We start from the raw sequence: 16,790 nt of genomic DNA on the forward strand, positions 1-16,790 counted from the left end.
TCGCGTCCATCGTGCATACCCCTTATGGGCAATTGCAAAACACTCTTCAGTGGGGGTGTCGGAACCGATACGGTCGCCTTGGTGTCTTTTCAGTCGTTATTCGTGCGGTCCTTGTCGAGGCAACGGGCGACACCGCTTTCAGTCGTCATCGCGGTTGACGCCGAGTCCTCCATGATGATGGTGGTCGTTGAGGTGCAAATTGAGATTGGACTTGTCGTGCTGTACGGCCACCGCCCGCGGATTCCGGCGTCTGGGTAGCGTAGTGCAGGTGACGTTCGGCCTGCTGATGGGCATGATCACCATGTTCCCCATGCTCGAGGGCGAGAGGGAGTCGAGGGAGACCACGTCGCATCCGTCCGCGGGCGAAGCGTCAACGCGCTCACTGAATTTGCCAAAAGTCTGTTCGAAGTCCAGACTTTTCGCCTCTGCGCTGCCCGCCCCCAGCATGACGGTCCCCACCGCCGCGGCCAGGAGTGCGGCGGACTCGGCTATCTGCATAGCGACCTCTAGGTTCTTCTCGTAGCCATCTATCGTGTTCGGATCGTGCATACCCTTGCCGATAAATCAAAAACGCCCACAGTACGTGGCGGCATGCGAGGCGAAGCGCATGTGGTCAGTGCTCGGCATGCCATCGCGACGCTTTTTCGCGGGGCAAGCGGATGATGGGGATATGTTCCAAGTTGACGGTCAATAGCCAGATTTTCGAATACTATTCGAAGGGCCGGAGTGCGACAAATCGGCGGCAGTTGCATGCGTCGCGTTGCCCGCCAGCCCGTGCGGCGGCCGATGTGCCGTCACCGCAGACGCGGCGCCGGCCTGTCGTGGATCCGCCAGGTACGAGCCGTCTGGTCCCAGGTCAGCTCGTGGCCGCGGCTCGCCTCGCCGGCGAGGTCCAGCTCGGCCACGGCGGCCGTGGCCTCATCGGTGACGACCCGCGGCAGGACGAGCAGTGTCGGCACCGGCGTGCCGGGCAGGGCGATCTCCACCCCCGCAGGCCGGTCCCCGCCGCGGGCCGGACGGATCCACCCGGACACCTGCTCGGCGGTCTCCCCCAGCTGCGCGCCGAGCGCCACCTTGAGCGCGTCGAGAAGGGGGAGCTGCTCATCGGCGAGGCCGGTCCTCGCGGGCCGCGGCGGCCCCTCGAGGTACGGGCACAGCACCTCGTCGTCCATCAGCTGGTCGAACAGTTCGCGGGCGTCGGCGTCCGTGAACGGCCTTCCCCCGAGCCTGTCGTCCAGCCGCGCGTCACACCACGCCGCGTGCTCGCGCAACCGTACGGCCGCCGCACCCCGGCCCAGCAGGTCGAACGCCTCGGCGGCGCTGCGGTAGGCCTTGCGGGCGCCGTGCAGACGGCGCAGTTCGTGGGTGAGAGGCCCCGTCTCACGCTCGATGCCGGGTGCGAGCGCGGCCAGCGCCGAGGCCGCCCGCGCGACGGCATCGCGGTCGTCGACCGCCCGCGCCGCTTGCAGGCCGGTTTCGTACCAGCTCGCCGCGGTCCCGAAGCTGTTCCGGGCGGCGAAGGTGCGTCCGGCGGAGAGGCAGACCCGGGCCACGGCGTCCTGGTCGTCGATCCGCCACAGGGCCTCGTACCGGAAGATCGGCTGTTCGGTAACCGCGTCCGACACTGCCGCGCAGATCCGGGTGACCGCGGCCTGGTCGGCGCGCCGCCGCGCCTCCGGAAGCTCCACGAGCAGCATCGCGTTGTAGTCCGGCCCCGAGCCGCCGGCTCCCCGTCGCTCGTCCACCCGCCTCATGCTGCCCGGTGATCATCCTGACTCGCCGAGAAGCCACGGAAATAAGGGGCGAGATGGGATGATGGCCGCCCGAACCGACGGTCGCCTCAACCGATGTGAGGAAAGCTGTATGAATCCGCCTGCGACCATGGACCCGAAGCGCCTCGGCGCCATCGTCAACGTGTTCAGCGGTGCCTTCATCGAGACCCCGGAGGACGCGGATCTCGTCGACCGGACCCGCATGGCGCTGAAGACGCTGCCGGACAAGACGGTACGGGAACTCGACGAGGCCATCCGCACTCTGGCCCTGCTGACCAAGGAACGTCTCGCGGAGCGCCGGGCCCCCGGCTCCACCGGCTGATCCGGAGCTGATCCCACCCACCGTCACCGAGGTGAGACGACTGGCCGACCTGTTCACCCACAAATGGCACAGCATGGGTGGGGACCTTCAACTGTCCCGGGTCAGCCGGTCCAGAGCCGGCGGTGCCACCATGGGGCGCCTCGATCGCCGCGAGGATCGGGCAGTGTGCGGGACGTCACCTCGCGGTCGATCGCGTTGACGGCGGCGGCGAGGAGCCGGCGAGTTCGGCCGGACTGCACGTGCAAGGCGTCTTCAAGGACATCACGGATGTAGGGGGGTGAGGCCCAACGGTGTCCGATCTCCCGGAACATGTCCTCGGTCGTGCGAAACGGCTCGAAGCGTGGCAGCATTGCGCATTTCACCCACATGTAGAGCGCCTCGGCGATGTCGTCGCTGAGCATCGGCGCCGCTTCGGCGACCTTGCGCCGGACGGCGGCTGGGAGCCTTTGGGGCATCTGTCGTGCGGCGGGCAGCACCAGGCGTGGGCGGGGACGCAGGTCCGCCCGTACGGCGGAGGGCGGTCTACGCGGCACGGCCCTTTCTGTTGATCGGCACGACCCGATTGTCGCACGCCTTGGCGTGCGCGGTGCGCGCTTGAGCACACACACAACTTCCCTGCGTCCACACCGAGTCCGGCCGGCCGGAAACGGTTGGCGTGAGACTCTACGATCCCTTGCCGAAGCCACAGAAGGATCTCAGCACTCGATGACGTTGACGGCGAGGCCGCCGCGTGAGGTCTCCTTGTACTTGTCGAGCATGTCGCGGCCGGTGTCCCTCATCGTCTTGAGCGCCTTGTCGAGCGAGACGAAGTGGCGACCGTCGCCGCGCAGGGCCAGCCGGGAGGCGCTGATGGCCTTGATCGACGCGACCGCGTTGCGCTCGATGCAGGGCACCTGCACCAGCCCGCCCACCGGGTCGCAGGTCAGGCCCAGGTTGTGCTCGATGCCGATCTCGGCGGCGTTCTCCACCTGCTGCGGTGTGCCGCCGAGCACCTCGGTCAGGCCCGCCGCCGCCATCGCGCACGCCGAGCCGACCTCGCCCTGGCAGCCGACCTCCGCCCCGGAGATCGAGGCGTTCTCCTTGATGATCACGCCGATGGCCCCGGCGGTCAGCAGGAAGCGCACGACGCCCTCGTCGGACGCGCCCGGGACGTACTTGTCGTAGTAGTGCAGCACCGCCGGGACGATGCCCGCCGCGCCGTTGGTCGGGGCGGTGACGATCCGGCCGCCGGCGGCGTTCTCCTCGTTGACCGCGAGGGCGAACAGCGTCACCCAGTCCATCGCGTGCAGCGGGTCCGCCTCGGTCTCCGCGAGCAGCTTGCGGTAGAGCAGGTGGGCGCGGCGCCGCACCTTCAGGCCGCCCGGCAGCAGCCCCTCGTTCGTGCACCCGCGCGTGACGCTCTCGCGCATCACCCGCCACAGCTCCAGCAGCCCGGCGCGGATCGTCTCCTCATCGCGGCCGAACGCCTTCTCGTTCTCCATCATCAGCGCCGGCACCGACAGCCCGGTCTCCTCCGCCAGCGACAGCAGCGAAGACCCGGTCGCGAACGGGTACGGCACCACGGTGTCGTCCGGTTTGATGCGGTCCGCGCCGGTCGCGTCCTCGTCCACGACGAAACCGCCGCCGACCGAGTAGTAGACGTTCTCGCGCAGCACCTCGCCCGCGTCGTCGCAGGCGGTGAAGCGCATGCCGTTCGGGTGGTGCGGCAGCGACTCCTTGCGCTCGAAGACCAGGTCCGTGCCGACGACGAACGGCACCTCACGCGAGCCGAGCAGCCGGATCGTGCCGCGCGAACGCGACGACTCCAGCCGCTTCGGAACGCCGTCGACGTCGACCGACTCCGGCCGGTCGCCCTCCAGTCCCAGGATGACCGCCTTGTCGCTGCCGTGCCCCTTGCCGGTCAGCCCCAGCGAGCCGTACAGCACCGCGCGTACGGACGCGGTCTTCTCCAGCAGACCGTCATCGAGAAGCGACCGCACGAACCGGTGCGCCGCCACCATCGGCCCGCCCGTGTGCGAGCTGGACGGGCCGATACCGACCTTGAACAGGTCGAAGACGCTGATCGCCACGACTACTCGACCCTGGCGCCGCGAGCCTCCATGGCCTGCTGGTAGAGGCGTCCGGCGCGGTAGCTGGAACGCACGAGCGGCCCGGACATGACGCCGGCGAAGCCGATCTCCTCGGCCTCGGCCTTCAGCTCGACGAACTCCTCCGGCTTGACCCAGCGCTCAACCGGGTGGTGGCGGGGGGAGGGCCGCAGGTACTGCGTGACGGTGAGCAGCTCGCAGCCCGCGTCGTACAGGTCGCGCATCGCCTGCGAGATCTCCTCGCGGGTCTCGCCCATGCCGAGGATGAGGTTGGACTTGGTGACCAGCCCGTCCTCCCGCGCCTGCGTCAGCACCGACAGCGACCGTTCGTACCGGAAGGCCGGCCGGATCCGCTTGAAGATCCGCGGCACCGTTTCCAGGTTGTGCGCGAGCACCTCGGGCCGCGAGGAGAACACCTCGGCGAGCTGCGACGGCACGGCGTTGAAGTCGGGGATGAGCAGCTCGACGCCGCAGCCGGGCAGCGCGGAGTGGATCTGCCGTACGGTCTCGGCGTACAGCCAAGCACCGCCGTCCGGCAGGTCGTCGCGGGCGACGCCGGTGATCGTGGCGTACCGCAGGCCCATCCGCTCGACCGACTCGGCCACGCGCCGGGGCTCGTCCGGGTCGTACGCGGCGGGCTTGCCCGTGTCGATCTGGCAGAAGTCACACCGGCGCGTGCACTGGTCGCCGCCGATGAGGAAGGTGGCCTCGCGGTCCTCCCAGCACTCGTAGATGTTCGGGCAGCCCGCCTCCTGGCAGACCGTGTGCAGGCCCTCGCTGCGCACCAGGTCGGTCAGCTCGCGGTACTGCGGCCCCATCTTGAGCTTGGTCTTGATCCACGGCGGCTTGCGCTCGATCGGGGTCGCGGCGTTGCGCGCCTCGATGCGAAGCAGCTTGCGGCCTTCCGGGGCGATGGTCATCTCATCTCACAGACTCGGGTAGAGCGGATGCTGCTCGGCCAGGGCGGTGACCCGGGCCGAAAGCGCCGCAGCGTCGTACGACGGCTGCAGCGCGAGCGCGATGATGTCGGCGACCTCGGCGAAGTCGGCCTCCTGGAAGCCGCGGGTGGCCAGCGCGGGCGTGCCGATCCGCAGCCCGGAGGTCACCATCGGCGGGCGCGGGTCGTTCGGGACGGCGTTGCGGTTGACGGTGATGCCGATGTCGTGGAGGCGGTCCTCGGCGTCACGGCCGGTCAGCTCCGAGTCGACCAGGTCGACCAGGACCAGGTGAACGTCGGTGCCGCCGGTCAGCACCTTCACGCCGGCCTTGGCGGCGTCCTCGCGCGACAGCCGCGCCGCCAGCGCCTTCGCGCCCTCGACCGTACGGCGCTGGCGCTCGGCGAACTCCTCGGACGCGGCGATCTTCAGGGCCACGGCCTTGGCGGCGATCACGTGCTCCAGCGGCCCGCCCTGCGTGCCGGGGAACACCGCGGAGTTGATCTTCTTGGCGAACTCCTCGCGGCACAGGATGAGCCCGCCGCGCGGCCCGCAGAGCGTCTTGTGGGTCGTGCTCGTGACGACGTCGGCGTACGGCACCGGCGAGGGGTGCAGCCCGGCGGCGACGAGGCCGGCGAAGTGCGCCATGTCAACCATGAACAGCGCGCCCGTCTCGTCGGCGATGCGGCGGAACGCGGGGAAGTCGAGCTGCCGCGGGTACGCCGACCAGCCGGCGACGATCATCTTCGGCCGGTGCTCGCGCGCCAGTTCGGCGACCTCGTCCATGTCGACCCGGCCGTCCTCGCCCACGTGGTAGGCGGCGACGTTGAACATCTTGCCGGAGTAGTTGATCTTCATGCCGTGGGTCAGGTGCCCGCCGTGGGCGAGGTCCAGGCCCAGGATGGTGTCGCCCGGCTGGAGCAGCGCGAAGTACACCGCGATGTTGGCCTGCGCGCCCGAGTGGGGCTGGACGTTCGCGTGGTCGGCGCCGAACAGGGCCTTGGCGCGGTCGATCGCGAGCTGCTCGGTGACGTCGACGTACTCACAGCCGCCGTAGTAGCGGCGACCCGGGTAGCCCTCGGCGTACTTGTTCGTCATCACCGAGCCCTGGGCCTCGAGCACGCCCACCGGGGCGAAGTTCTCCGAGGCGATCATCTCCAGGGTCGACTGCTGGCGGCGCAGCTCTTCGGCGATGGCCGACGCGACCTCCGGGTCGATCTCGGAGAGAGGGGCGTTGGACAGGCTCATCTCACGCCTCCTCGATCAGCTTGGAGTAGGCCGGGGCGTCCAGCAGGTCGGGGCTGTCGCCGTCAGTGCGGATCTTCAGCAGCCAGCCCTCCCCGTACGGGTCGGCGTTGATCACGGCCGGGTCCTCCTCGACCGCACCGTTCACCGCCACGACCTCCCCCGTCACCGGCGCGTAGATGTCACTCACCGACTTGGTCGACTCCGCCTCGCCACAGGGCTCTCCGGCCTCCACCGTGGCGCCCTCCTGCGGCAACGAGACGTACACGATGTCACCGAGGGCGTCGGCGGCATAGGCGGTGATCCCCACAGTGACAACACCGTCGGACGGCTCGGTAATCCACTCGTGCTCTTCGGTGTAGGAAAGGGTCTCGGGAACGCTGCTCACGGGGTCCTCCTATAGAAAGGCAGGGCGACCTTGTCGACCGGCTCATGTTTGCCGCGGATGTCCACCGCGAGATCGGTGTCTTCGGCGTGGTCCGCGTCGATATAGCCCATGGCGATGGGCTTGCCCAGTGTCGGGGATGGCGCGCCGCTGGTCACGACTCCGCACGGCGTGCCGTCCGATCCCACGATGTCGTACCCGTGCCGGGGCACCCGCCGTCCCCTGGCGACGAGCCCGACAAGGGTCCGCTTCGGCGTCTCGTCGGCGATCGCGGCCAGCGCGGCACGCCCGACGAAGTCGCCCTTCTCGAACTTGACGGTACGGCCCAGGCCCGCGTCGAACGGCGTGGTCTCGGCGGTCAGCTCGTTGCCGTAGAGCGGCATCCCGGCCTCCAGGCGCAGCGTGTCGCGCGCGGACAGCCCGCAGGGCCGCAGGTCGTCGCCGCCGGCCTCGGTCAGAGAGTTCCAGACCGCCACGGCGTCGCCGGCGGAGACGAACAGCTCGAAGCCGTCCTCGCCCGTGTAGCCGGTGCGGGCGATCAGGGCGTCGACGCCGGACACCGCGCCGGGCAGGATCGCGTAGTACTTCAGGTCGCCGAGCGCGGCGTCGGTGAGCTTGCCGAGGATCTCCTGGGCCTTCGGCCCCTGGACCGCGACGAGCGCGTACGCGTCGGACCGGTCGTCGACGGCCGCCTCGTCGAACTTCTCGGACCGCGCGGTCAGCTCGGCGAGCACGGTGGCGGCGTTCGCGGCGTTGGCCACGACCAGATAGGTCTCGGCGGCCAGGCGGTAGACGATCAGATCGTCCAGCACGCCGCCCTCGGCGTCGCAGATCATCGTGTAGCGCGCCCGGCCCACGGCGAGCGCCGACAGGTGCCCGATGAGGGAGTGGTCGAGCGCCGCCCCGGCCTGCGGGCCGGTCACGAAGATCTCTCCCATGTGGGACAGGTCGAACAGCCCGGCGCTGGTGCGGACCGCCTGGTGCTCGGCGGTCTCGCTGCCGTAGCGCAGCGGCATGAGATAGCCGGCGAACTCGGTGACGGTGGCGCCGAGGCCCTCGTGGACCTCGTGGAGTGGTGTCTTCTTGGTGTCCGGAACGGACATCGCGGCAGGCTCCTTATCGCGCGGGCGATCCGGGGGTCATATCGTCCCACTGGTTCGCTTGCGGTCTCGGCGCCTCCCCCTCTGTCATCGGCGCCTGAGAGCTTCGCCCGGGGGGCTTGCACCTTCGGCGGGAGCGTCGCTCCGCTTTCCAGAGGTCGCCTGCTCCGCGCGGTCTTCGTCGCCTGAGAGGTTCCGGGGAGGAGTTGCTCCTTCGGCGGCCCGGACTGGCGGCCCGGGCGCTCTCCCGCGCGGGATCAACGGCTGCCGCCAGGCTAGCAGCGCCCGTCGCGCGACGACAGCCCACGCTTCGTCTCACCTGGCCGGGCGTCTGTACATCGAGTGTATAGACGGCGAGTATACGCGCGGCGTACTTTCCTTCTCATGAGCGTCCCCTTCGCCCTGCTCGGCCTGCTCGAACGCGAGCCGAGCCACGGATATGACCTGAAACGCGACTACGACGCGCTGTTCGGCCGGGGCAAACCGCTGCCGTTCGGCCAGGTCTACGCCACCCTCGCCCGGCTCGCCCGCGCCGGGAAGGTGGTCGTGGGCGAGACCGAGGCCGGCGCGGGCCCCGACCGCAAGCGGTACGTCATCACCGAGACGGGGGCGACCGAGTTCGAGTCCTGGCTCGGCGAGCCGGTCGAGGCCGAGCCGCACCTGCAGACCGTGCTGTTCACCAAGGTCGTGCTCGCGCTGCTCCTCGACCGCGACGCCGAGGCGTACCTCGACGCCCAGCGCGCCGCCCACCTGAAGCGCATGCGCGAGCTGACCGACACCAAGCGGAACGGCGACCTGGTCGACGCGCTGCTCGCCGACCACGGCCTGTTCCACCTGGAGTCCGACCTGCGCTGGATCGACCTCACCGCGGCCCGGCTCGACGCCCTGAAACGCGAGGTCCTGCCGTGACACCGCTGATCGAGGCGCGCGAGATCACCCTGTCGTTCGGCAGCACGCCCGCGCTGCGGGGCGCGAGCCTGTCGGCCGAGGCCGGCGAGATCGTCGCCGTCATGGGGCCCAGCGGCTCGGGCAAGTCGACCCTCCTGCACTGCCTGGCCGGGATCCTCACGCCGGAGTCCGGGCAGGTCCGGTTCGACGGCAGCCGGGTCGACACCATGGGCGAGGCCGAGCGCAGCGCCCTGCGCCGCGACCGCTTCGGCTTCGTGTTCCAGTTCGGCCAGCTGGTCCCCGAGCTGACCGCCGAGGAGAACATCGCGCTGCCGCTGCTGCTCGGCGGCCTGCGCCGGGGCGCGGCCGTCCGGCAGGTCCAGCCCTGGTTCGAGCGGCTCGGCCTCGGCGGGCTGGAGCGGCGGCGGTCCGGCGAGCTGTCCGGCGGGCAGGCCCAGCGTGTCGCGCTGGCCCGTGGCCTGGTCGCGAGCCCGCGGGTGCTGTTCGCCGACGAGCCGACCGGCGCGCTCGACTCGCTCACCGGCGAGCAGGTCATGGAGCTGCTCGTGTCCGCCGCCCGCGAGCAGGGCACGACGGTCGTCCTGGTCACGCACGAGCCGCGGGTGGCGGCGTACGCCGACCGCGAGGTCATCGTCCGCGACGGGAGGACCACCGCGGTCGGGGTGGCCCCGTGATCGGCTTCGGCCTCCGCCTCACCGTCGCCGGCGGCCGGGAGGCCGCCGTCCGGCTCGTGGTCACCGCGGCCGCCGTCGCGCTCGGCGTCGGCCTGCTGCTGGCGACCCTGGCGGGCATCAACGCCGTCAACGCGCAGAACGCCCGCTACGCCTGGCTGAACTCCGCGGTCCCCGAGGCCACGGCGGGTGTCACGCCCTCGCCGGACCCGATGTGGGCCACCCTCGGCTACGAGCGCTACGAGGGCAGGACGATCACCCGGGTCGAGGTCGCCGCCACGGGGCCCCGCACGCCCCTGCCGCCCGGCATCCCGCGCCTGCCCGGGCCGGGGGAGTACTACACGTCACCGGCGCTGACCGCGCTGCTGCGCGCGGCGGCGCCCGACCGGCTCGGCGACCGCTACCCCGGCCGCCGGATCGGCACGATCGGCCCGTCCGCGCTCCCGTCCCCGGACTCGCTGTACGTCATCGTGGGTGCGAGCGCCGCCGAGCTCTCGCGCGCCCCCGGCGCGGCGAAGGTGACCGGCATCGCCACCAGGACGCCCAGCAGCTGTTCGAGCTGTAACGCCGGTACGAACGCGAACGGCATCGACCTGATCCTGTCGGTCACGGCGGCGGCGCTGCTCTTCCCGGTGCTGATCTTCATCGGCACGGTCACCCGGCTCGTGGCCACCCGCCGCGAACAGCGCTTCGCCGCGATGCGCCTGGTCGGTGCAACGCCCCGGCAGATCTCCCTGGTCGCGGCCGTCGAGTCGAGCGTGGCGGCGGTCGCCGGAACCGCGGGCGGCTTCGGGCTGTTCTTCCTCTTCCGGACGCGCCTGACCGCGATCCCGATCACGGGTCAGCGGTTCTACGCCGCCGACGTGTCGCTCACCGCGCTCCAGATCGGGCTCGTCGCCGTCGGCGTCCCGCTCGGCGCGATGATCGCGGCGCGGGTCGCCCTGCGCCGGGTGCGGATCTCCCCGCTCGGCGTGAGCCGGCGCGCCACTCCGCGCCCGCCCCGCGCGTACCGGCTGATCCCGCTCGCCGCCGGTGTCGCCGAGCTCGCGTTCTTCGTCGGCCGCCGTCCCGCCACCACGAACGGCCAGATCTGGGCGTACTTGACCGGAATCTTCCTGATGATGGGCGGGCTGGTGATCGCCGGGCCGTGGCTGACCATGGCCGGCTCACGCGTCGTGGCGCGGTACGCCCGCCGTCCCGCGACGTTGATCGCCGGGCGGCGGCTCGCCGACGACCCGAAGGCCGGCTACCGCGCGGTCAGCGGGCTCGTCCTCGCCCTCTTCGTCACCAGCACGGCGGTCGGAGTGATCAACACGATGGTCGCCGAGCAGGGCGTGCCCGAGAGCGACGCCGCGGCCCGCGGCACGATGGTGGCCGAGTACTCCCACGGCTGGACGAGAACGCCGGGCGTGCCCCGTGCCTCCGTCCCGGTATCGGACCAGGTCCTGGCCCGGCTGCACTCGATCCCCGGCGTACGGGGCGTCATGCTGATCCACACGAACCCGCTCGGCACGACGCTCTCGCTGGGCGGCCCCCGGCCCGTGGTGGCCGGGCTGATGTCGTGCCGCGAGCTGGCCGGGGTGCCGGGCTTCGGGCGGTGCGCCGCCGGCGCGGACGTGGTCTCGGTGCCGCCCGACTACGTCTTCGACTCCGAGCGCCTTCCCGACACGAACTGGCCCGCGGTCGCCGTGTCCTCGTCGCGGGCCCGGCGTCTCCCGGTCCAGACGGTCGTCGTCGGCACGGACGGGTCGGCGTCGGCGATCGAACGGGTGCGGACCACCCTCATCGCCGCCTTCCCGCACCGCGAGCCGCCGGCCACCGTCGGGGAGATCCGCGCGAACACCGACACCGCGCAGCTGCTCAAGGGCTATGAGCGGCTGGCCGACGTGGTGATCGTCGTCAGCCTGTGCATCGCCGGGTGCGCCCTGGCGGCGAGCGTGGTCGGCGGCATGAACGAGCGCAAACGCCCGTTCAGCCTGCTGCGGCTCACGGGCGTCCGGCTCGCGACCCTCGGCCGGGCCGTCGTCCTGGAGAGCGCGGTCCCGCTCCTGGCCAACGCCGTCGTGGCGACGGGAGCGGGATTCCTGGCCGCCGGGCTGTTCCTGAAGTCGCAGCTGGACTACCCGCTCCACCCGCCGGGCGCCGGCTTCGCCGTCACGGTCGTCGCGGGGCTCGCCGTCTCCCTCGGCGTCATCGCCGCCACCCTGCCCCTGCTCCGGCGGATCACCGGGCCCGAGACCGCGCGGAACGAGTGAGGGCTCACCGTACGAAGGTCACGTCGGGGTACCGCGACGACGGCCGGTCCAGCAGGCCGTCGTCGCGTCCGCGCAGCCACCGGTCGAAGAAGGCCGCCAGGTACGCCCGCTGCTCGGCGACCGCCCGCGAGGAGTCGATCCAGCCGGTGTCGGCGTCCGTCCTGAGCTGCGGCGCCAGCGACTCCAGGTCGGTGTAGGTGTGGTGCGCCGAGCCGCGCAGGTGCAGGTCGCGCCGCCGGCCGGTGCTGTGGTCCCACAGCGCCTCCCACGACCGTACGGTGTGGTGGTCGCTCGCCTGGCTGCCCATCAGCAGGAACGGCCGGCGCAGGCCGCTCTCGGCGAGCGGCGACAGGCCGGGACCGCCGTCGTCCTGGTCGAACCCGACCGTGCCGTCGAGGTTCGCGGCGGCCCGTACGCGCGGGTCGTCGTGCAGGACCTGCAGGGCGGTGAAGCCGCCGGCCGACTGGCCGGCCATGCCGATCCGCGCCGGGTCGACGGCGGCGCCCAGCCCGTACGGGAGCGTGCTCAGCCGGTCGAGCACGAACCGCGTGTCGGCCACCCGGACGCTCATGACCTTCTTCAGCGTCGCGATCGGGTCCCCGTCCAGGGGCAGCTTGAGCGGCTCGACCCGGCCGCCGGGGAACTCCACCTCCGACGCGTCGTAGGTGTGGTCGACCGTGACGACGATGTAGCCGCGTGAGGCGAGGTCCTCGGCGAAGGTCGTGCCGAGCGTGCGCGGGTCGCCCAGGCCGGGGGAGTACAGCACGACGGGGTGGCGGCCGGCCGCCACCGGCGCTCCCTGGTGGGAGTGCGTCATCGTGGCGCCCCAGTCGACCGCGCCGGGCTTGATGTTCAGCCCCTGGTGCACGGGGGTGCCGAGCGAGGCGTCGAAGTGCTTCGCGGCGGCCGGGGTCATCTGCGGCGCCACCGGGTACGCCGCGGCGTCGCGCGCCGGGTAGAAGACGCTGACCATCAGCTCCCGGTACGCCTGCGCGGGCACCCACGGGTCGTGCCGCGAATCGTCGACCAGGCGCAGCGCGACCGTGCCGACGTCGTCCGGCCCGGTGGGCGGCGGCAGCGTGAGCCGCGCGGCCGTCGCGGACGCCGCCGCGTGGACGCCCGGCCGCAGCGGCACGGCCGAGGAGACGGTCGGCCCGGCCGCCGCCAGAGCGGCCGTGGCCAGTCCGCCCGCCAGCAGACCACTGATGAGACGCGAACCGCGCATGACGAGACCTCCGGTGTTGTGGGGATGGTCTTCATGCTGGTCGGCTGGGCGTGGCGGCGAAATGGTGCCACCACGCCGATCACGGGTTCGGTTTTCCCGACCTTTCCCGGCTTCTCAGACGACGGCGGGGGCGGGGATCATGGCGGCCGTCACCAGCGCGGAGAAGATCGCCACCTCCGCGTCGGCCTCCGGGTGCCACTGGACGCCGATCGTGAACGGGTGCCCGTCCAGCTCGACGGCCTCGATCAGGCCGTCGTCGGCCCACGCGCACGCCGTGAGGCCCCGGCCGAGCCGGTCGATCGCCTGGTGGTGCGAGCTCGGCACCTCCAGCGTCGTACGGTCCAGCGCGCGGGCCAGGCCGCAACGGGGGTGCAGGTGCACGGCGTGCCGGACGAAGACGCCCTCGCCGCCCGTGTGCCCCTCGTGGCCGACGACGTCCGGCACGTGCTGGTGCAGCGTGCCGCCGAGAACGATGTTCATGAGCTGGAGGCCACGGCAGATGCCGAGGATCGGCAGCCGCTGCGCGAGCGCCTCCCGCAGCAGGGCCAGTTCGGCGGCGTCACGGACGGGGTTGACCGGGCCGTTCGCCCGATGCGGCACCGCGCCGTACCGCGCCGGGTCGACGTCGCCGCCGCCGACGAGCAGCAGCCCGTCGAGGCGGGACAGCACGCCGTCGACGCCGGGGAGGGCCGGCAGCACCACCGGCGTGCCGCCGGCGGCGAGAACCTTGTCGAGATAACGCTGGGGCACGACGCTGGCGGGCATGTCCCACGCCGCCCAGCGGGCCCGTTCGGCGTACGCACTCACGCCGATCACAGGTCTGGTCACGGCAGAAGATGAAAGCGTGACACAACGTTACGCCCCACCGAACTGGGTCTCGCGTGGCCACGATTTGACCTGCCGCTGACCGGGCGGACGCTCAGCCGCCGCGGGGTTTGTTCCAGATCAGGGAGTAGCGCCAGAGGAGGTGCCGCCGGAACCGGCAGCCCGGCAGCAGCCGGCGCGCGTCACGGCGGATCTCACCCCAGCTCATGGCGGGATCCTTCATCGGCAGGCCGTCCGGGTGGCCCTTGCCGCCGTTGCGGCGCCGGTACCACCGGGCGGCGGGGACACCGGCGCCGCTCAAAACCCAGTCGAGCGGCGTCCGGTTGCGGGCGAGACCGACGATCACCGCGCGGCCACCCGGGGCGAGCAGGCGCTCGACCGCCGCGAGCGCCGCCGCGAAGTCGACGTGGTGGATGACCGCGACGGCGCTGACGAAGTCGAACCGGCCGTCGCCGAGCGGTTCGCGGTCGGGGCGCAGGAGGTCCGCCTCGGCGAACGTCACGTTGCCGAGGTCCGTGTTGCGTTCGCGGGCCAGCCGGACCATCTCCGCCGAGACGTCCACCCCGACCACCGCGTCGCTCCGGCGCGCCAGCCTCCGGGCCAGCAGCCCGTCGCCGCAGCCGATGTCGAGCGCGGCACCGCACCCCTCGGGAACCGCGCGGAGCACGAGCGGGTGATAGTGCACGTTGTGGTTCCAGTAGTCCTCCGCCATCGGCGCACCCTACTCAAGGCGGCTTTGCTGCGCGGCTTCCTGACATGAGTTTGCCTTTTCGGCATACGCTTGTCCGACTGGGGCGTCGCCCGTCGCCGTTCGGGGAGCCTCCGGCACGACTGATGTGGAGCATTGGATGAGCTGGCTGTTCGTGGTGGGCATCGTCGTCTTCTTCTTCGGACTGCTCGCCTCGATCGCCCTGCATGAGCTGGGCCACCTGTCATTCGCGAAGCTTTTCGGCGTGCGCGTGCCGCAGTACATGGTCGGGTTCGGCCCGACGATGTGGTCGCGGCACACGGGCGAGACCGAGTACGGCGTCAAGTGGATCCCGCTGGGCGGCTACATCCGCATGATCGGCATGCTGCCTCCGCGCAAGGACGACCCCGAGGGCATGCTGCGCGCCTCCTCGACCGGGCGGTTCCAGACGCTGATCGAGTCCGCGCGCGGCGCCTCGCTCGAAGAGGTCGGCCCCGGCGACGAGAACCGCGTGTTCTACAGCAAGAAGTGGTGGCAGAAGGTCATTATCATGTTCGCCGGGCCGTTCATGAACATCCTGCTGGCCTTCGTGTTCATCAGCATCGTGGTCATGGGCATCGGCGTGTCGACGCCCCAGCCGGTCATCGCCGAGGTGGCCAAGTGCACGATCTCGGCGGCGCAGGCCGGCCGCGACTGCACGGCGAGCGACCCGGCGACCCCCGCCGTGAAGGCCGGGCTCCGGCCGGGCGACCGGATCACGTCCTACGACGGCCACAAGATCACCTCCTACGACGAGCTCCAGGAGCTGATCCGCGCCTCCGGCGGCCGTACGGTGGCGATCGTCGTGCGGCGCGGCGGGCAGACCCTCAACCTGAGCGTTCCGGTCACCACCAACCAGATGCGGTCGCTGACCGACCCCGACAAGACCGAGCAGGTCGGCTTCCTCGGCATCACGCCGACCGACGCGCGTGTGCACCAGGGGCCCGGCACGGTCGTCAGCACGATGTCGGACCTGACGACGCGCACGCTCGGCTCGCTGGTCAACATGCCCAAGAAGATGGTCGGGGTCTGGAACGCCGCGTTCAGCGACAAGAAGCGCGACCCCAACGGCCCGATCGGCGTGGTCGGTGCCAGCCGCATCGGCGGAGAGATCGCCGCGTCCCACGAACCCGGCCTGGACAAGCTGGCGTTCTTCCTGATGATGCTGGGCACGGTCAACTTCGCCATCGGGATGTTCAACCTGGTGCCGCTGCTCCCGCTGGACGGCGGGCACATCCTCGGGGCGCTCTGGGAGGGCCTCAAGCGCGGCCTGGCGCGGTTGACCCGCCGCCCCGACCCGGGCCACGTGGACGTCGCCAAGGCGCTGCCGCTGACGTACGCCATGGCGGCCGTGATCATCACGATGGGTGCGCTGCTGATCTACGCGGACCTGGTGAACCCGGTGCGTCTCAACGGCTGAGCGGGATTACGCTTCGCTGACCTGGTATTTCCCTCTGGGGCAATCGTCGCCGACGGCCGGAATGGGTCATGATGAGGGCGTACGAACTCGGGGGCGAATCGTGGGGGAGTTCTTCACGCAACGAATCGTGGATACCGGCCGGTTGCCGCTGTTCTGCTTCTTTGTGGCGTTCATCGTCACGTTTGTGGCGGTACGCATCAACGTGCGGCTTATCAGGGCCAAGGTCCGCTGGTGGTTCAAGAACGTGCAGGTCGGCGACCTGCACATCCACCACGTGGTCTTCGGCGTGGTGCTGATGCTGGTCGGCGGCGTGGCCGCGCTGTCCATCCCGGACGCGTACACGATCTGGTACGCGGCCGCGGCGAGCGTCTTCGGTGTCGGTGCGGCACTCGTGCTAGACGAGTTCGCCCTGATCCTGCACCTGCGGGACGTGTACTGGATGGAAGAGGGCCGCGCGTCGGTCGACGCGGTGTTCATCGCCGTGGCCGTGACGGGCCTGATCCTGGTCGGCGTCCGCCCGGTCGGCTTCAGCGACGTCCGGGATCTGGGCCCGGACCGCGCGGTGCCGGTCGGGGTGTTCCTGCTGGTCCTGTCGAACGTGCTCGTCAACCTCGTCCTGGCCATCGTGACCCTGTTCAAGGGCAAGATCTGGACCGGCCTGCTGGGGCTGTTCCTGCCGGTGGTGCTGGTGGTGAGCGCGTTCCGCCTGGCCCGGCCCGGCTCTCCGTGGGCCCGCTGGCGGTACGGGGTGGACACGAAGAAACTCCACCGGGCCCTGCGCAGGGAGGAACGCCTCAGACGCCCCCTGATCCGGGCGAAGATCTGGGTGCAGGAGTTCATCGCGGGCCGCCACGACCTGATCGTCCAGGACCACCACCGCCGCCGCCACCGCCGCTGAACAGGCGGTCGGCC

The 16,790-nt window shown here is 71.0% G+C and carries 17 protein-coding genes and 2 riboswitches; of the genes, 6 read left to right on the top strand and 11 right to left on the bottom strand.

Annotated elements, in window-relative coordinates:
* Positions 1–138: 138 nt before the first annotated feature.
* Both OG417_RS10440 and OG417_RS10445 read right to left on the bottom strand, forming a co-directional pair.
* Positions 139–549, bottom strand: coding sequence for a hypothetical protein (locus OG417_RS10440; RefSeq protein ID WP_329253295.1), 411 nt, complete (start codon positions 547–549; stop codon positions 139–141).
* 245 nt (positions 550–794) lie between these two features.
* Positions 795–1,745 (bottom strand): hypothetical protein, encoded by a 951-nt coding sequence (locus OG417_RS10445; protein ID WP_329253298.1) that lies wholly within the window; start codon positions 1,743–1,745, stop codon positions 795–797.
* Between the two features lie 118 nt (positions 1,746–1,863).
* On the opposite strand from OG417_RS10445, the gene OG417_RS10450 reads away from it, so the two are divergent.
* Positions 1,864–2,094, top strand: a complete 231-nt coding sequence (locus OG417_RS10450) for a hypothetical protein (RefSeq protein WP_329253300.1) — start codon at positions 1,864–1,866, stop codon at positions 2,092–2,094.
* Positions 2,095–2,195: 101 nt separating this feature from the next.
* Here the strand turns inward: OG417_RS10450 and OG417_RS10455 are convergent, their stop codons facing one another.
* The 6 genes from OG417_RS10455 to gcvT form a co-directional block, all read right to left on the bottom strand.
* Complete coding sequence (locus OG417_RS10455) at positions 2,196–2,495, bottom strand: hypothetical protein (protein WP_329253303.1); 300 nt, start codon at positions 2,493–2,495, stop codon at positions 2,196–2,198.
* Between the two features lie 294 nt (positions 2,496–2,789).
* A complete protein-coding gene (locus OG417_RS10460) occupies positions 2,790–4,163 on the bottom strand; it encodes an L-serine ammonia-lyase (protein ID WP_329253308.1) in 1,374 nt (457 codons plus the stop codon).
* 2 nt (positions 4,164–4,165) lie between these two features.
* On the bottom strand, positions 4,166–5,101 hold the full coding sequence (lipA, locus tag OG417_RS10465; RefSeq protein ID WP_329253311.1) for a lipoyl synthase: 936 nt from the start codon (positions 5,099–5,101) through the stop codon (positions 4,166–4,168).
* A gap of 6 nt (positions 5,102–5,107) precedes the next feature.
* Positions 5,108–6,364 (bottom strand): serine hydroxymethyltransferase, encoded by a 1,257-nt coding sequence (glyA, locus tag OG417_RS10470; RefSeq protein ID WP_329253314.1) that lies wholly within the window; start codon positions 6,362–6,364, stop codon positions 5,108–5,110.
* A gap of 1 nt (position 6,365) precedes the next feature.
* Positions 6,366–6,749, bottom strand: coding sequence for a glycine cleavage system protein GcvH (gene gcvH, locus OG417_RS10475; protein ID WP_329253318.1), 384 nt, complete (start codon positions 6,747–6,749; stop codon positions 6,366–6,368).
* Positions 6,746–7,849, bottom strand: a complete 1,104-nt coding sequence (gcvT, locus tag OG417_RS10480; RefSeq protein ID WP_329253321.1) for a glycine cleavage system aminomethyltransferase GcvT — start codon at positions 7,847–7,849, stop codon at positions 6,746–6,748. The genes gcvH and gcvT overlap by 4 nt, the downstream gene beginning before the upstream one ends.
* 78 nt (positions 7,850–7,927) lie before the next feature.
* Positions 7,928–8,004, bottom strand: a riboswitch (glycine riboswitch).
* 4 nt (positions 8,005–8,008) lie between these two features.
* Positions 8,009–8,106: riboswitch (glycine riboswitch) on the bottom strand.
* A gap of 124 nt (positions 8,107–8,230) precedes the next feature.
* Between gcvT and OG417_RS10485 the strand changes: the two genes are divergently transcribed.
* From OG417_RS10485 to OG417_RS10495, 3 genes are read left to right on the top strand one after another with little or no spacing between them, the layout of a single operon-like run.
* Complete coding sequence (locus OG417_RS10485; protein ID WP_329253326.1) at positions 8,231–8,755, top strand: PadR family transcriptional regulator; 525 nt, start codon at positions 8,231–8,233, stop codon at positions 8,753–8,755.
* Positions 8,752–9,429, top strand: a complete 678-nt coding sequence (locus OG417_RS10490; protein ID WP_329253329.1) for an ABC transporter ATP-binding protein — start codon at positions 8,752–8,754, stop codon at positions 9,427–9,429. Before OG417_RS10485 ends, OG417_RS10490 begins: the two co-directional genes overlap by 4 nt.
* Positions 9,426–11,681: an FtsX-like permease family protein gene (locus tag OG417_RS10495; RefSeq protein ID WP_329253333.1), complete on the top strand. Its 2,256-nt coding sequence runs from the start codon at positions 9,426–9,428 to the stop codon at positions 11,679–11,681. Before OG417_RS10490 ends, OG417_RS10495 begins: the two co-directional genes overlap by 4 nt.
* 4 nt (positions 11,682–11,685) lie before the next feature.
* On the opposite strand, the gene OG417_RS10500 is transcribed toward OG417_RS10495, so the two are convergent.
* The 3 genes from OG417_RS10500 to OG417_RS10510 form a co-directional block, all read right to left on the bottom strand.
* A complete protein-coding gene (locus tag OG417_RS10500; protein WP_329253336.1) occupies positions 11,686–12,906 on the bottom strand; it encodes an alpha/beta hydrolase family protein in 1,221 nt (406 codons plus the stop codon).
* A 114-nt stretch (positions 12,907–13,020) separates the two neighbouring features.
* The gene (locus OG417_RS10505) at positions 13,021–13,734 is read right to left on the bottom strand and encodes a gamma-glutamyl-gamma-aminobutyrate hydrolase family protein (RefSeq protein ID WP_329253339.1); all 714 of its coding nucleotides are present in this window, start codon (positions 13,732–13,734) and stop codon (positions 13,021–13,023) included.
* Between the two features lie 91 nt (positions 13,735–13,825).
* Entirely contained in the window at positions 13,826–14,443 is a 618-nt protein-coding gene (locus OG417_RS10510; protein ID WP_329253342.1) for a class I SAM-dependent methyltransferase, read from the bottom strand.
* Between the two features lie 136 nt (positions 14,444–14,579).
* Between OG417_RS10510 and OG417_RS10515 the strand changes: the two genes are divergently transcribed.
* Both OG417_RS10515 and OG417_RS10520 read left to right on the top strand, forming a co-directional pair.
* Entirely contained in the window at positions 14,580–15,878 is a 1,299-nt protein-coding gene (locus OG417_RS10515; protein WP_329253345.1) for a M50 family metallopeptidase, read from the top strand.
* Between the two features lie 100 nt (positions 15,879–15,978).
* Entirely contained in the window at positions 15,979–16,776 is a 798-nt protein-coding gene (locus OG417_RS10520) for a hypothetical protein (protein WP_442875673.1), read from the top strand.
* Positions 16,777–16,790: the final 14 nt, after the last annotated feature.

The sequence above is a fragment of the Actinoallomurus sp. NBC_01490 genome, assembly GCF_036227085.1.
Lineage (GTDB): Bacteria > Actinomycetota > Actinomycetes > Streptosporangiales > Streptosporangiaceae > Actinoallomurus > Actinoallomurus oryzae.

Excerpts from the sequence above, each read along its gene's own strand:
- OG417_RS10500 (WP_329253336.1), bottom strand. The coding sequence starts at position 12,906 with ATGCGCGGTTCGCGTCTCATCAGTGGTCTGCTGGCGGGCGGACTGGCC.
- OG417_RS10450 (WP_329253300.1), top strand. The coding sequence starts at position 1,864 with ATGAATCCGCCTGCGACCATGGACCCGAAGCGCCTCGGCGCCATCGTC.
- lipA (WP_329253311.1), bottom strand. The coding sequence starts at position 5,101 with ATGACCATCGCCCCGGAAGGCCGCAAGCTGCTTCGCATCGAGGCGCGC.
- OG417_RS10455 (WP_329253303.1), bottom strand. The coding sequence starts at position 2,495 with ATGCTCAGCGACGACATCGCCGAGGCGCTCTACATGTGGGTGAAATGC.
- gcvT (WP_329253321.1), bottom strand. The coding sequence starts at position 7,849 with ATGTCCGTTCCGGACACCAAGAAGACACCACTCCACGAGGTCCACGAG.
- OG417_RS10510 (WP_329253342.1), bottom strand. The coding sequence starts at position 14,443 with ATGGCGGAGGACTACTGGAACCACAACGTGCACTATCACCCGCTCGTG.
- OG417_RS10515 (WP_329253345.1), top strand. The coding sequence starts at position 14,580 with ATGAGCTGGCTGTTCGTGGTGGGCATCGTCGTCTTCTTCTTCGGACTG.
- glyA (WP_329253314.1), bottom strand. The coding sequence starts at position 6,364 with ATGAGCCTGTCCAACGCCCCTCTCTCCGAGATCGACCCGGAGGTCGCG.
- OG417_RS10485 (WP_329253326.1), top strand. The coding sequence starts at position 8,231 with ATGAGCGTCCCCTTCGCCCTGCTCGGCCTGCTCGAACGCGAGCCGAGC.
- OG417_RS10440 (WP_329253295.1), bottom strand. The coding sequence starts at position 549 with ATGCACGATCCGAACACGATAGATGGCTACGAGAAGAACCTAGAGGTC.